Origin of the sequence: Streptomyces sp. NPDC057638, from assembly GCF_042800315.1 — a bacterium.
Classification (GTDB): domain Bacteria; phylum Actinomycetota; class Actinomycetes; order Streptomycetales; family Streptomycetaceae; genus Streptomyces.
The window spans coordinates 1-14,347 of the sequence record NZ_JBHVHF010000213.1; the positions used below are offsets into that span (position 1 = coordinate 1).

Consider the following 14,347-nt stretch of genomic DNA (forward strand, 5'->3'; position numbering starts at 1 on the left):
ACACGGCGGTCCCGCCCCTCGCGCGTTCGGCGAACCCCTGGCCGCCGCCCCTCTCCCCGCGTCAGGCCCCGGGGCGCCGCGAGGAAGCGGGACCCAGGCCCCGGCTCCCCGCCGCGGGCGAACCCATCACGTGCCAGGGGGACCGCGAACTCCCGCGTGGGGCGAAGCCGCCCGCGCTACGGTCGAGTCGGCCAGGGGCATATGCCCCCCGCAGCCTGACCTGACCGGTCCCCATGATCCGCGCGCCCCTCCGATCCGTACGACCCGCACGCCCTCTCCCCGACGCTTCCCGGCCCGCACGGACGCCACCGCGTCCCCTCCCCGGTAAGGAACCACGGAACCAGGCCATGACCACCCCACCGCCCTTCCCCCTGGAGCCCACCCCGATCCATGTGCCCGACGCGGTGCTCGACGATCTGCGCACCCGTCTCGCCCTGACCCGTCCCCCGCTGGACGACCAGAACCCCGACGGGTCCGACTGGTCCTACGGCGTCCCGGGCGGCTACCTCCGTGAGCTGGTCGCCCACTGGCGGGACGGCTACGACTGGCGCCGGGCCGAAGCCGCCATCAACGCCTACGAGCACTACCAGGTGAGCGTCGCCGGTGTCCCGGTGCACTTTCTGCGCAAGCCGGGCCGGGGCCCCCGCCCGATTCCGCTGATCCTCACCCATGGCTGGCCGTGGACGTTCTGGCACTGGTCGAAGGTGATCGACCCGCTCGCCGACCCGGCCGCGTCCGGCGGTGATCCGGCCGACGCGTTCGACGTCATCGTGCCGTCGCTGCCCGGTTTCGGTTTCCCCGGCCCGCTCACCGGCTTCCCGGAGCTCAACTTCTGGAAGGTCTCCGACCTCTGGCACACCCTGATGACCGAGACCCTGGGATACGAGAAGTACGCCGCGGGGGGCTGCGACATCGGCGGGATCGTCTCCAGCCAGCTCGGCCACAAGTACCCGGACGAGCTGTACGGCATCCATATCGGCTCCGGGCTGCCGCTCGACTTCTTCACCGGCCCCCGCGCCTGGGACTTCGCCCGGAACCGGCCCCTCACCGACGACCAGCCCGCCGACGTGAGGGCCCGGATCATCGAGCTGGACCGCCGCTCGGCGTCCCATCTCGCCGTGCATATGCTCGACGGCGCCACCCTGGCCCATGGCCTGAGTGATTCACCGGCCGGACTGCTGGCCTGGCTGCTGGAGCGCTGGAACGCCTGGAGTGACCACGGCGGCTCCGTCGAATCCGTCTTCAGCCGGGACGACATGCTCACCCACGCCACGATCTACTGGGTGAACAACTCCATCGCCACGTCGATGCGGTACTACGCCAACGCCAACCGCTACCCCTGGACCCCGGCCCATGACCTCACCCCGGTCGTGCGGGCCCCGGTCGGCCTCACCTTCGTCACATACGAGAACCCGCCCGGCGTCCATGGCGCCGATGAGCGCGTCCGGGCGTTTATGACCGGCCCCCAGGCGGCCTGGTTCAACCATGTCAATGTCACCGCCCATGACCAGGGTGGTCACTTCATCCCCTGGGAGAACCCCGGCGCCTGGGTGAGCGATCTGCGCCGCACCTTCCGGGGCCGCAGACCCTGACCGACCCCTGCCGGACCGGGCGGCCCCGCCCGGCGCCCGGTCCGGGCCGTCCGGCGCCCCGCGCCCGCCCGTCCGGCCAGGGAGGGCTCACCCCGTGTATCCCGCCGCTCACCCTCTCGCGGCGGGCCGACGGCGACCGTAGAGTCAGTCGACCGCCGGGGCCGGGGTCCACGGAGTCAGCCGCCCGCCGGCCCGCGCCGCCATCGGCCGCCCACTCCCGACTCATTGCATAAACCTGCGGTGCTGCGTATAGTCATGCCATCCAGAAGGAGGGTTCGATGACGGTACGGGCGGCAGTGGCGGGTGCGAGCGGTTACGCGGGCGGGGAAGTGCTCCGGCTGCTGCTCGGGCACCCCGGTGTCGAGGTCGGCGCGGTCACCGCGCACTCCAGCGCCGGGCAGCGGCTCGGCGCGCTCCAGCCGCATCTGGGCCCCCTCGCCGAGCGCACCCTGGAGGCGACCTCCCCCGAGGTGCTCGCCGGGCACGATGTGGTCTTCCTGGCGCTGCCGCACGGGCAGTCCGCCGCCGTCGCCGCTGAACTCGGGGACGAGGTGCTGGTCATCGACATGGGGGCCGACTTCCGGCTGGGCGACGCGGCCGTCTGGGAGCGCTTCTACGGCACCCCGCACGCCGGGACCTGGCCCTATGGGCTGCCCGAGCTGCCCGGTGCGCGGGACGCGCTGGCCGGGACGCGGCGGATCGCGGTGCCCGGCTGCTATCCGACGGCCGTCTCGCTCGCCCTCGTCCCGGCCTTCGCCGCCGGGCTGGTCGAGCCGGAGGCCGTGATCACCGCCGCCTCCGGGACCTCCGGTGCGGGCAAGGCGCCCAAGCCCCATCTGCTGGGTTCCGAGGTGATGGGCTCCATGACCCCGTACGGCGTCGGCGGAGGCCACCGGCACACGCCCGAGATCGCGCAGAATCTGGGCGCGGTGGCGGGGGAGGCGGTCACCGTCTCCTTCACGCCCACCCTCGCGCCGATGCCCCGGGGGATCCTCGCGACCTGCTCGGCCAAGGCCCGGCCAGGCACCACCGCCGAGGAGGTGCGCGCCGCGTATGAGAAGGCGTACGCGGAGGAGCCGTTCGTGACGCTGCTGCCGGAGGGGCAGTGGCCCGCGACCGGCTCCGTCCACGGCTCCAACGCCGTCCACCTCCAGGTGGCGTATGACGAGGCCGCCGCCCGGGTGATCGCCGTCAGCGCCATCGACAACCTCACCAAGGGCACGGCGGGCGGTGCGGTGCAGAGCATGAACATCGCCCTCGGCCTTCCCGAGGGGACGGGACTCCCCTTCACGGGAGTGGCGCCCTGAGGCGCCGGACGAGCGCCTGAGGGTCCGGCCCCACGAAGACGGCCCTGCGAAGGCAGCCTGACGAAGACGGCCTGACGAAGACGGCCCCGCGACGGCGACCCCCGCGACGACGGGACACCCAGTGAAGGCCCAGCGAAGGCCCTGGGGAGACTAAGGAGAAGGAAGCAGTGAGCGTCACGGCAGCGCAGGGATTCTCGGCGGCGGGTATCGCCGCCGGAATCAAGGAGAACGGCAACCCCGATCTGGCCCTCGTCGTCAACGACGGCCCCCGTCGCGCGGCGGCGGGCGTCTTCACCTCCAACCGTGTCAAGGCGGCCCCCGTCCTCTGGTCCGAGCAGGTCCTCACGGGCGGCGCGGTCACCGCCGTCGTTCTCAACTCCGGTGGTGCCAACGCCTGCACCGGCCCCCGGGGCTTCCAGGACACCCACGCCACCGCCGAGAAGGCGGCCGGGGTTCTCGGCCACAGCGCCGGGGAGATCGCCGTCGCCTCCACCGGCCTGATCGGCACCCTGCTGCCGATGGAGAAGCTGCTGCCGGGAGTGGAGAAGGCGGCGGGCGAACTCTCCGTACACGGCGGTGAGAAGGCCGCCCTCGCCATCAAGACCACCGACACCGTCCACAAGACCGCCGTCCACCAGGGCGAGGGCTGGACCGTCGGCGGTATGGCCAAGGGCGCGGGCATGCTCGCCCCGGGTCTGGCGACCATGCTGGTGGTCCTCACCACCGACGCCGACCTCGACGCCGCCACCCTGGACCGGGCGCTGCGCGACGCGACCCGGCTCACCTTCGACCGGATCGACTCCGACGGCTGTATGTCCACCAATGACACGGTGCTGCTGCTGGCGTCCGGCGCCGCGGCGCTCACCCCGGGGTACGAGGAGTTCGCCGCCGGTGTCCGCGCGGTCTGCGACGATCTCGCCCGCCAGCTGATCGGCGACGCCGAGGGCGCTTCCAAGGACATCCGGATCGAGGTCGTCGGCGCGGCCAGTGAGGCCGACGCCCTGGAGGTGGGCCGTTCCATCGCCCGCAACAACCTCCTCAAGTGCGCCATCCACGGCGAGGACCCCAACTGGGGCCGGGTGCTCTCCGCCATCGGCACCACGGGTGCCGTCTTCGAGCCCGACCGGCTGAACGTCGCCATCAACGGGGTCTGGGTCTGCAAGGACGGCAGCGTCGGCGAGGACCGCGCCCTGGTCGATATGCGCTACCGGGAGGTCGGGATCACCGCCGACCTCGCCGCCGGATCCGAGTCGGTGGTCATCTGGACCAATGACCTCACCGCCGACTACGTGCACGAGAACAGCGCCTACAGCTCATGACCACGCCGACGCGGAAGCACACCGCGCTCCCCAAGGCCCGGACCCTGATCGAGGCCCTGCCCTGGCTCACCCGCCACCACGGCAAGACCGTCGTCATCAAGTTCGGCGGCAACGCCATGGTCGACGAGGAGCTGAAGGCGGCGTTCGCCCAGGATGTCGTCTTCCTGCACCATGCCGGTCTGCGGCCCGTCGTCGTCCACGGCGGCGGCCCCCAGATCAGCGCCCAGCTCGACCGCCACGGCCTGACCAGCGAGTTCAAGGCCGGTCTGCGGGTGACGAGCCCGGAGGCCATGGACGTCGTACGGATGGTGCTGGCCGGACAGGTCCAGCGTGAGCTGGTCGGGCTGCTCAACCAGCACGGTCCCCTCGCGGTCGGTCTGACCGGCGAGGACGCCCACACCATCACCGCCACCAAGCATCTGCCGACCATCGACGGTGAGCCGGTCGACATCGGCCGGGTCGGCGAGATCACCCGGATAGACACGGGCGCCGTGGAGGCCCTGCTGGCGGACGGAAGGATTCCGGTCGTCTCCTCCATCGCCCGCGCGGAGGACGACGGACATGTCTACAACGTCAATGCTGATACGGCGGCTGCGGCACTCGCTGCGGCGCTGGGCGCGGAGACCCTGATGGTCCTGACCGATGTCGAGGGGCTCTACGAGGACTGGCCCCACAGCGACGAGGTCATCAGCCGGCTCACCGCCACCGAGCTGGAGAAACTGCTGCCCGACCTCTCCAGCGGCATGGTCCCCAAGATGGAGGGGTGCCTGTTCGCCGTGCGCAACGGCGTCACCACCGCCCGGGTCATCGACGGCCGGGTGCCGCACTCCATCCTGCTGGAGATCTTCACCGACGAGGGCATCGGCACGATGGTCGTCCCCGACCAGGAACCGGGAGGACAGGGGTGAGCACGGGTATGAGCACCGGCATGAGCGGCGAGAACAGCGGCTCCGACAGCGGCAACCAGGACCTCGCCCAGCGCTGGCGGGGCGTGATGACCGACAACTACGGCACCCCCGCCCTGGGCCTGGTGCGCGGTGAGGGCGCCACCGTCTGGGACGCCGACGGCACCGCCTACACCGACTTCGTCGGCGGGATCGCGGTCAACGCCCTCGGCCACGCCCACCCGGCGATCGTCGCCGCCGTCTCCCGGCAGATCGCCGAGCTGGGGCATGTCTCCAACCTCTACACCGCCGAGCCGCCGCTCGCGCTGGCCGAGCGGCTGGTCCAGCTCTTCGGCCGTCCGGGCAGGGTCTTCTTCTGCAACTCCGGCGCCGAGGCCAACGAGGCCGCCTTCAAGATCGGCCGGCTCACCGGGCGCCCCCATGTCGTCGCCACCGAGGGCGGCTTCCACGGCCGGACCATGGGCGCCCTCGCCCTGACCGGCCAGCCGGGCAAGCGGGATCCGTTCCTGCCGCTGCCGGGCGAGGTCACCCACGTACCGTACGGAGACGTGGAGGCGCTGCGCGCCGCCGTCACCGAGGAGACGGCGCTGGTGCTGATCGAGCCCATCCAGGGCGAGAACGGTGTCGTCGTACCGCCGCTCGGCTATCTCACCGCGGCCCGGGAGATCACCCGCGCCACGGGGACGCTGCTCGCCCTGGACGAGGTGCAGACGGGCATCGGCCGCACCGGCCACTGGTTCGCGGCCCAGGCCGAGGGCGTCGAGGCCGATATCGTCACCCTGGCCAAGGGGCTCGGCGGCGGGCTGCCGCTCGGCGCGACCGCCGTCTTCGGCCCGGCGGCCGAGCTGCTGCGGCCCGGCCACCACGGCACCACCTTCGGCGGCAACCCGGTCGCCTGCGCCGCGGGGCTCGCGGTCCTGGACACCCTCGCCGCCGAGGGGATCCTCGACGAGGTCAAGCGGCTGGGGGAGAAGATCCGGGACGGAGTGGAATCTCTCGGACACCCGCTGGTCTCCCATGTCCGTGGCGCCGGGCTGTTGCTGGGTATCGTGCTCAGCGAGCCCCTCGCCCCGCAGGCGCAGCTCGCGGCTCAGCACGCCGGGTTCCTGGTGAACGCCCCGGCCCCCGACGTCCTGCGGCTGATGCCACCGCTGGTCGTCGGCGAGGCCGCGGTGGACGCGTTCCTCCAGGCGCTGCCCGGCGTCCTCGACGCGGCGCTGCGGCCGGCGGCGCGCTAGGGTCTTCCGTTCGGACCAGGCCGGATCAGGGCACCCGGCGGGATCCGAACGGGAGGCCCTGGACACACGGGGAAGGACCAAGCGGAGAATGAGACGACGATGACCGAGGCGCAGGACACCGAGCACACGGGTCCGGCGGTACCGCAGACGCGCATGGCCCGGCACCGCCGGATCGTGGACATCCTCAACCGGCAGCCGGTGCGCTCCCAGAGCCAGCTGGCCAAGCTCCTCGCGGACAACGGGCTGAGCGTCACCCAGGCGACGCTCTCCCGTGACCTCGACGAGCTGGGCGCGGTGAAGATCCGCAACACCGGGGGCGAGCTGATCTACGCGGTCCCCAGCGAGGGCGGTTTCCGCACCCCGCAGGCCCCGCTCGGCGAGTCCGCCAAGGAGGAGCGGATGCGCCGTCTCTCCGGAGAACTGCTGATCTCCGCGGAGGCCTCCGCCAACCTGGTGGTCCTGCGCACACCGCCGGGCGCGGCGCAGTTCCTCGCCTCGGCCATCGACCAGGCCGAACTCCAGGACATCCTCGGCACGATCGCGGGCGATGACACCGTGCTGCTGATCAGCCGGGACCCGCTGGGCGGCCAGGCGCTCGCCGACCATCTGCTGCGGCTGGCCGAGAACGACCGGTAGCGCTTAGGTATCGCCTTATGCGTTGTCGTCAACGAAAGGTGATGTCATGAGTCGCCTTGTTTCGACGTTCGCAGGACGTCCTCGACCTCCTCCGGCCGCTGGCGCGGCCGTCGTCCGCCACGTCAGGGTCCTGGCCGTGACGGGCTTCCCGCGCGGCCGTTCCGGCCGCTGCTGCCCCGATCCGCACCGCAGCGGTGTTCTCTTCCGCTACTCCGGTGCGGGATTCTACGACGGTGGGGTCCTTGTCCACTGAATCGTGACGTCCAGCTTGCAGCTTGCGTTACGAGTTTCCGAGAGTGTTTTCTCATAGGTGTTGTCGGTATTGAATCGCCCTCCTTCGACGAACATGATGACGATTTTTTCGCGATTCAATCTGTATGTCCCTGCGAAGCATGCGTTGGTCTCGCTGGGGGTGCCGTCATACAGTCCGTATGCGAATTCGACATACTCGCCGTTGTCTTCTCCTCCCTTAAGCTCAAGATCATAGGTTCCTGATGTGTCTTCTGCCTCCAGGGTGGCTTCCTGGCCCGTGGCTGTCCAGTTCCAGGGGCTGGTGAAAATCTCCTTCTCGGAGGAACCTTTGGACGCTTTGATGGTGCCGTTGATGGTTCCCGACTGCTTATCGGATTCAGCTAGCTTGATCGACTTCACCCAGACGCGATACTTGCCGCGGAGGTGCTGCTCGGTTGTCACTGCCGCGGTGGTCTGATCGGGACCTTGGGCTGAGCCGATGCTACAGGTGCCGATATTGCGCTTATCGCTTGACGTCGTCTTGCTGATGAAATCGCTGAGACATGACTTCAGGGAATATGTTCCCAGGTAGTTGGGGTGAAGGGACTCCTGTTTCTTCTGGGCGTCGCCGACCAGGGGGAGCCCGAGGTCTGCGACCCATCGCATCCATTCCAGATCCGCCGGGCCGTATGTCGTTGTGACGGGTGGGCCCGCGGACTGCAGCGTTTGCAAGTTTGAGCTGGCATGGCCGACCTCATGCCCGGAAAGAGCGTCTGTGGTGTCCAAGAAGTCAACGTCGGCGAGGCGTGCTGTGGCTGCCAGTGTTTGGTTGAGATTCGTCATTGTTCGGTCAAGGAAGGTGACACCGTCATTATTGAACGGGTATCCCATTGTTCTGTATCTGTCGCCTTGGATCAGAGAGCTGGTGATCCGCAGATTGCTCACGCTGGCGATGGGGCGGGGATAGCCTTGAAGGATGATTCGGGGCTCACTCTTTGATCGATCCTTGAATTTTGTCCTGATCTGAGAGATGACCTTGAGGATATTATTTTGCAGAGTTCCATAGCCTGCGTATCCGATAAAAGCCGGGCCGCTCATGTTGTCTTTCTGGCAATCGCCCATTCCTGCGCCGAGGGTGAATGCCCCCATGGCGCAGTCGGCTACCAGGCTTGAGACTCCGATGTCATTGCCTCCAATGGACAGGACGATTCGATTCACCTCGGTTGTCACCAGGAGTTCGTCCAGCTGATCGATCTGCGGCTTTTCCCCCTTATGCCAACTGGCGAGAATGCTGGCAGTTGTGGCGCCCGAGCACGCCAGGTTCTTGTTCGTGCTGTTGAGTAGAAGGATTTCGGCCCGATCGGAGCGGTGGCATCCAGGTTTGTCTGTTTCTCCTGTTTTCTTTGAGTTGTAAGTGTTGTCAGGGAAGATATCGGCACGGGCCCTTCCGTTGTAGTTAGGGTCCTGTGTGGACCAGTCCGGGAGAGTGAAGGAGCTCTCCCGGTTGGTTGTTGAATTCGCGTCTGACCCCGTGGCGTTGCCGACCCACCGTGCACCTTCGCCGGCGATATAGGAATCCCCCATTGAAACAGTCACGGGGTCACCGGCCCGCCGCTCAGGCAGAACCGACCCGGCGGGACCGGCTCCCAGTAGGGAGCCAAGCAATGTGGTGACGCCGAGCGTGATCACACCTCGCCTCAGATGCTCGCGCTTGACGGAAGAATATGATTTCACTGTTTCCCTGCTCTGCCGGTCCGATAATGCGCTGTCGTGAGGAATTACGGACTTTCCCGGTGACAGCACACACGTCGTGTCGCATGTGCAGGGCAGGAAACGCGTCGAAGTCGCCTGGACGAGGTACCTCTATAGAGCCGCCCGGAGGGTTGTGGTGGCGGTGGTTCACGGAATGCAGTGGATCAAAAGTTCGAAAGAAAGTTCCTTCACTAGCCCTTTCAGGGGGGATGGGACTTCTTGACTTCGATTCCCTGATGCTCTGTGGAAAGCTTGATGTGAGAGGAGCGGCCGTCATGGGAAAAGACATCCCGCACATCGACAAGCTGACGCCAGAAACCGGACCCAAAAGCGGTGACAATTCTGTGGTGATCACAGGATCATATTTTCTCGATGTCACCAAGGTTCTTTTCGGCGATAACCGGGTGGATGACTTCACTTCGTCATCTGACGGAAAGCGCATTGATGTGCATAAGGTGCCGAAAGGTGCGGCTGCTGGCCAGGTCGACGTAGTTGTCTGGACCGATCATGCCAGTAACGCCAAGCCGTACACCTATGAATGAGAATCCTGAATCGCAGTTCAGAAAGGGGAAGCAAGGTGGCTGACAATCCGAAGATCGAGAGCTTGAGCCCGAAGAACGGCAGTGCCGAGGGGGGCTACTCCGTCACCATTCATGGTGAGCATTTCACGAACACCACCGACGTGTGGTGGAACGGGAAGGTCGTCTCGTTCGTCGCTGAGTCGATCAAGGTCGTCAAGATCGAGGAAGCCCCTGCGGGGACGGCCGGGTTGCGGATTCCGGTGAAGCTGAAGGCCGACGGGCACTTGAGCAACGAGGTGTTTTTCCAGTACGATAATTAGAGTTTCCCGGTCGGCGCGGTAATCTGCGAAAAAGCGCCGAGAAGGCTGCTGAGAATCCTTCTGTGGGGTCGTCTGGTCGCGGGCCAGGCGGCCCTTTGGGTGAGACGGTCGGGTGGAGACGCCAGGTGTGTGGCTTGGGCCAGTCCCCTGGCTGATCAGGCGGCGGAGGTCGAGGCGGCGGCGCGGTGGTGGAGTGAGATCCCCTCAGACGCCGGTGACCGCCGTGCTCCCCGCCACCGTCCCGATCGCGATATGCGGGGCCCGGCGCTCGTCCACCCAGGAGAGCAGCCGGGCCATCGCGGCGGCCGGGACCGAGACACAGCCGGTGGTCGCGCCCCGGCCGTGGACATGCAGAAAGATCCCGGCGCCCCGGCCGCGCACCGGCCTGCGGTAGTTGTAGCCGATGACCAGCGCGTGCGCGTACTGCGTGCGGTACTCCGCCAGCCGCTCGGCCTCCGTCGCCCGGCAGTCCCGGGGCAGCCCCTCCACCCAGCGGTTGTACGCACGCGACTGGTTGTCCTGGCACCACCAGGAGCGGTCGGTCACCCGGCGGAACGGATAGCGCGTCCCGGCCGGGGCCGCCCGGACGCCGAAGGCGAACGGCAGGCCGTAGAGCCCGGTCGGGGTGGTCGCGGTGTTCTGGCGCCGGGTGCCGCCCGCCGCCAGCCCGTTCGTCCCGAACCGCGCGGGCGCCGACCCCACCGCCGCCCAGCGGCCCCGGCCCCGCCGCTCCCACCAGGTCACGGTCCCGGTGGTGGACCCGGTCCGCGCGGCCACGGCGGTGATCAGCTGCTCACCGCCCCCGGTGCGGGCCATCCGCTCGGGCAGCGGCCGTGGCGCCGCCGCCGGGGAGAGGGACGGCGGTACGGGGGTGGGCGCGGCCCCCAGCGCGCCGGGGGCCAGCAGCGCCGTGGCGGCGGCGAGGGCGAGTCGGTGACGCATACCCCGGGACCGTAGCCGCCGTCGGCGCCCCGGCCGGGGCGCCGCGCCGCCCGCCTCCGTACCGCCCCCGCCATCGCCCGTACGGCGCACGCGGACCCCCGTACGGAGGTGAGCACGGCCGTCAGCGAGGTCGGGCGGGACGCGGCGGCGGGGGTCAGGCGGGGCGCGTCAGCGGGGTCAGGCGGGGCGCGGTGGCAGGGGCAGCGGCAGCGCGGGCAGTCCGTCGAGGCTGACCCCCACATGCTCCTTCTTGGCGCAGTAGGCCGCGAACTCCTCCTCGGACTTCCGCCCGAAGTGCTCGGCGTGCTGGGTGCGCTCGCCCTCGTACGCCAGGAAGGGCACGGCGAAGCCGCAGGCGTCGCTGATCCGCCGGGCCCGGACCAGGATGACCGCGCGGGCGCCGGGGCCGTCGGCCGCGCCGAAGCGGGCGATCAGTTCCGGCCAGCGCGGATCGTCGCGGAAGACGGCCTCGCCGTCGCCGTGGACCCGCAGCACCTTGGGCGGGCCGGAGAAGGCGCACCACATGAGGGTGATCCGCCCGTTGCCCGGCTCCCGCAGATGGGCGATGGTCTCGGCGCCGCTGCCGCCGAAGTCGAGATAGGCGAGGGTCTGCTCGTCCAGGATCACCAGGGTGCCGTGGCGCCCCTTGGGGGAGAGGTTGACATGCCCGTCCCCGGCGAGCGGGGCGGTGGCGGTGAAGAAGACGGGCTGCTGCTCGATGAAGGTACGGATCCGGCCGTCTATGCGTTCGTAGCGTTGTCCCATGCGGCCGATTCTGCCTTCAGGGGCCGCCCGACCCCGGGATAATTGACGAAACATACAGAGGAGTGCATACTTATTCCATCACTCACCGCAGCGCATGCACCGTAAGGAGAAACCCGTGACCGAGCGCGTCGTACTCGCCTACTCGGGCGGTCTGGACACCTCTGTCGCCATCGGCTGGATCGCCGAGGAGACGGGCGCCGAGGTCATCGCCGTCGCCGTGGACGTCGGCCAGGGCGGCGAGGACCTGGACGTCATCCGCAAGCGCGCGCTCGCCTGCGGTGCGGTCGAGGCCGAGGTCGCGGACGCCCGGGACGAGTTCGCCGAGGAGTACTGCCTCCCCGCGATCAAGGCCAACGCGATGTACATGGACCGCTACCCGCTGGTCTCGGCGCTCTCCCGGCCCACGATCGTCAAGCACCTGGTGGCCGCCGCCCACAAGCACGGCGCGACGACGGTCGCCCACGGCTGCACCGGCAAGGGCAACGACCAGGTCCGCTTCGAGGCGGGCATCACCGCGCTCGGCCCCGACCTGAAGTGCATCGCCCCGGTCCGTGACTACGCCATGACCCGGGACAAGGCCATCGCCTTCTGCGAGGAGAAGCAGCTCCCGATCGCCACCAGCAAGAAGTCCCCGTACTCCATCGACCAGAACGTCTTCGGGCGGGCGATCGAGACCGGCTTCCTGGAGGACATCTGGAACGCGCCGATCGAGGACATCTACGAGTACACCTCCAACCCCGCCGAGGCCCGCGAGGCCGACGAGGTCGTCATCTCCTTCAAGGAGGGCGTGCCCGTCGCCATCGACGGCCGCCCGGTCACCGTCCTCCAGGCGATCCAGCAGCTCAACGAGCGGGCCGGGGCCCAGGGCATCGGCCGGATCGACATGGTCGAGGACCGGCTCGTCGGCATCAAGTCCCGTGAGGTGTACGAGGCGCCCGGCGCCATCGCGCTGATCACCGCCCACCAGGAGCTGGAGAGCGTCACGGTCGAGCGCGAGCTGGCCCGCTACAAGCGGCAGGTCGAGCAGCGCTGGTCCGAGCTGGTCTACGACGGCCTGTGGTACTCGCCGCTCAAGCGGGCCCTCGACGGCTTCATCAACGAGGCCAACCAGCATGTGACGGGTGACATCCGGATGACCCTCCACGGCGGCCGGGCCGTCGTCACCGGCCGGCGCTCGGAGGAGTCGCTCTACGACTTCAACCTCGCCACCTACGACACCGGGGACACCTTCGACCAGTCCAAGGCGCAGGGCTTCATCGAGATCTTCGGCCTCTCCGCGAAGATCGCCGCCCGGCGCGACCTGGTCTGAGTCCCGTACGCCCGCAGCACTTCTTGTGAGGAGCCTTCAGCAGTGAGCAGCAACAACGGTGACGTCCGGCTCTGGGGCGGCAGGTTCGCCGACGGCCCGTCCGAGGCGCTGGCGCGGCTCTCCGCGTCCGTGCACTTCGACTGGCGGCTCGCCCCGTACGACATCGCCGGATCCCGCGCCCACGCCCGGGTGCTGACGGGCGCGGGGCTGCTCACCGAGGACGAACTGACCCGGATGCTCGCCGGTCTGGACCAGCTGGAGGCGGATGTCGCCGACGGCTCCTTCACCGGCACCATCGCCGACGAGGACGTCCACACGGCGCTGGAGCGCGGGCTGCTGGAGCGGCTCGGCGCGGAGCTGGGCGGCAAGCTGCGGGCCGGCCGCTCCCGCAACGACCAGGTCGCCACCCTCTTCCGGATGTATCTGCGCGACCACGCCCGGATCATCGGCGCCCTGATCGCCGAGCTCCAGGACGCGCTGGTGGGGCTGGCCGAGAGCCACCCGGACGTGGCCATGCCCGGCCGCACCCATCTCCAGCACGCCCAGCCGGTGCTCTTCGCCCACCATGTCCTCGCCCATGTCCAGGCGCTCTCCCGGGACGCCGAGCGGCTGCGGCAGTGGGACGAGCGCACGGCGGTCTCGCCGTACGGCTCCGGGGCGCTGGCGGGCTCCTCGCTCGGTCTCGACCCGGAGGCCGTCGCCGCCGACCTGGGCTTCGAGCGGGGCTCGTCGGCGAACTCGATCGACGGCACCGCCGCCCGGGACTTCGTGGCCGAGTTCGCCTTCGTGACCGCGATGATCGGGGTCAACCTCTCCCGGATCGCGGAGGAGGTGATCCTCTGGAACACCAAGGAGTTCTCCTTCGTCACGCTGCACGACGCCTTCTCCACCGGGTCGTCGATCATGCCGCAGAAGAAGAACCCGGACATCGCCGAACTGGCGCGGGGCAAGTCGGGGCGGCTGATCGGCAACCTCACCGGGCTGCTGGCGACGCTCAAGGCGCTGCCGCTCGCCTACAACCGCGATCTCCAGGAGGACAAGGAGCCGGTCTTCGACTCCTGCGACCAGCTGGAGGTGCTGCTGCCCGCCTTCACCGGGATGATGGCCACGCTCACCGTGCACCGGGAGCGGCTGGAGGAGCTGGCCCCGGCCGGGTTCTCGCTCGCCACGGACATCGCGGAGTGGCTGGTCAAGCAGGGGGTGCCGTTCCGGGTCGCGCACGAGGTCGCGGGGGAGTGCGTCAAGCGCTGTGAGGCCCGGGGCATCGAGCTGGACGAGCTGACGGACGAGGAGTTCGCCCAGATCTCCGCGCATCTGACCCCCGAGGTCCGTACGGTGCTGAACGTGCCGGGCGCGCTCGCCGCCCGCGACGGCCGGGGCGGCACCGCCCCGTCGGCGGTCGCGGTCCAGCTCGCCGAGATCAAGGCCGATCTGGCCGTCCAGCACGCCTGGGCGGACGCCAAGCGGTAGCCCTCGCACGATGGGCGGCCCGTTCGGGCCCCGCCGGTCC

Annotated in this window: 13 protein-coding genes; 10 read left to right on the forward strand and 3 right to left on the reverse strand. The window is 69.1% G+C overall.

Features of this window, described 5'->3' with window-relative positions; translation table 11 throughout:
• Positions 1–347 precede the first annotated feature (347 nt).
• The 6 genes from ACFVIM_RS24725 (at position 348) to ACFVIM_RS24750 (ending at position 6,997) form a co-directional block, all read left to right on the forward strand.
• On the forward strand, positions 348–1,592 hold the full coding sequence (locus ACFVIM_RS24725; RefSeq protein ID WP_384305176.1) for an epoxide hydrolase family protein: 1,245 nt from the start codon (positions 348–350) through the stop codon (positions 1,590–1,592).
• Positions 1,593–1,870: 278 nt separating this feature from the next.
• Positions 1,871–2,899: an N-acetyl-gamma-glutamyl-phosphate reductase gene (gene argC / locus ACFVIM_RS24730; RefSeq protein ID WP_384305178.1), complete on the forward strand. Its 1,029-nt coding sequence runs from the start codon at positions 1,871–1,873 to the stop codon at positions 2,897–2,899.
• 167 nt (positions 2,900–3,066) lie between these two features.
• Entirely contained in the window at positions 3,067–4,218 is a 1,152-nt protein-coding gene (argJ, locus tag ACFVIM_RS24735) for a bifunctional glutamate N-acetyltransferase/amino-acid acetyltransferase ArgJ (protein ID WP_384305181.1), read from the forward strand.
• Positions 4,215–5,126, forward strand: coding sequence for an acetylglutamate kinase (gene argB, locus ACFVIM_RS24740; RefSeq protein WP_384305183.1), 912 nt, complete (start codon positions 4,215–4,217; stop codon positions 5,124–5,126). The genes argJ and argB overlap by 4 nt, the downstream gene beginning before the upstream one ends.
• 8 nt (positions 5,127–5,134) lie before the next feature.
• Complete coding sequence (locus ACFVIM_RS24745; RefSeq protein WP_384305185.1) at positions 5,135–6,361, forward strand: acetylornithine transaminase; 1,227 nt, start codon at positions 5,135–5,137, stop codon at positions 6,359–6,361.
• Between the two features lie 99 nt (positions 6,362–6,460).
• Positions 6,461–6,997 carry an arginine repressor gene (locus ACFVIM_RS24750; protein ID WP_384305188.1) on the forward strand — a complete coding sequence of 179 codons (537 nt, stop codon included), beginning with the start codon at positions 6,461–6,463 and terminating at the stop codon, positions 6,995–6,997.
• A 225-nt stretch (positions 6,998–7,222) separates the two neighbouring features.
• Here the strand turns inward: ACFVIM_RS24750 and ACFVIM_RS24755 are convergent, their stop codons facing one another.
• Positions 7,223–8,917, reverse strand: a complete 1,695-nt coding sequence (locus ACFVIM_RS24755; protein WP_384305190.1) for a hypothetical protein — start codon at positions 8,915–8,917, stop codon at positions 7,223–7,225.
• Between the two features lie 338 nt (positions 8,918–9,255).
• Here ACFVIM_RS24755 and ACFVIM_RS24760 point away from each other — a divergent pair, with 338 nt between their 5' ends.
• The gene (locus ACFVIM_RS24760; protein ID WP_384305192.1) at positions 9,256–9,522 is read left to right on the forward strand and encodes an IPT/TIG domain-containing protein; all 267 of its coding nucleotides are present in this window, start codon (positions 9,256–9,258) and stop codon (positions 9,520–9,522) included.
• Positions 9,523–9,557: 35 nt separating this feature from the next.
• Positions 9,558–9,821, forward strand: coding sequence for an IPT/TIG domain-containing protein (locus ACFVIM_RS24765; protein WP_384305195.1), 264 nt, complete (start codon positions 9,558–9,560; stop codon positions 9,819–9,821).
• 204 nt (positions 9,822–10,025) lie between these two features.
• Here ACFVIM_RS24765 and ACFVIM_RS24770 read toward each other — a convergent pair whose 3' ends face one another.
• Together ACFVIM_RS24770 and ACFVIM_RS24775 are read right to left on the reverse strand one after the other, a co-directional pair.
• Positions 10,026–10,763 (reverse strand): L,D-transpeptidase family protein, encoded by a 738-nt coding sequence (locus ACFVIM_RS24770; protein WP_384305198.1) that lies wholly within the window; start codon positions 10,761–10,763, stop codon positions 10,026–10,028.
• A gap of 177 nt (positions 10,764–10,940) precedes the next feature.
• The gene (locus tag ACFVIM_RS24775) at positions 10,941–11,528 is read right to left on the reverse strand and encodes a pyridoxamine 5'-phosphate oxidase family protein (RefSeq protein ID WP_384305201.1); all 588 of its coding nucleotides are present in this window, start codon (positions 11,526–11,528) and stop codon (positions 10,941–10,943) included.
• 115 nt (positions 11,529–11,643) lie between these two features.
• Here ACFVIM_RS24775 and ACFVIM_RS24780 point away from each other — a divergent pair, with 115 nt between their 5' ends.
• Positions 11,644–12,837, forward strand: a complete 1,194-nt coding sequence (locus ACFVIM_RS24780) for an argininosuccinate synthase (RefSeq protein WP_384305205.1) — start codon at positions 11,644–11,646, stop codon at positions 12,835–12,837.
• A gap of 42 nt (positions 12,838–12,879) precedes the next feature.
• On the forward strand, positions 12,880–14,307 hold the full coding sequence (gene argH, locus ACFVIM_RS24785) for an argininosuccinate lyase (protein WP_384305207.1): 1,428 nt from the start codon (positions 12,880–12,882) through the stop codon (positions 14,305–14,307).
• The last annotated feature ends 40 nt before the right edge of the window (positions 14,308–14,347 follow it).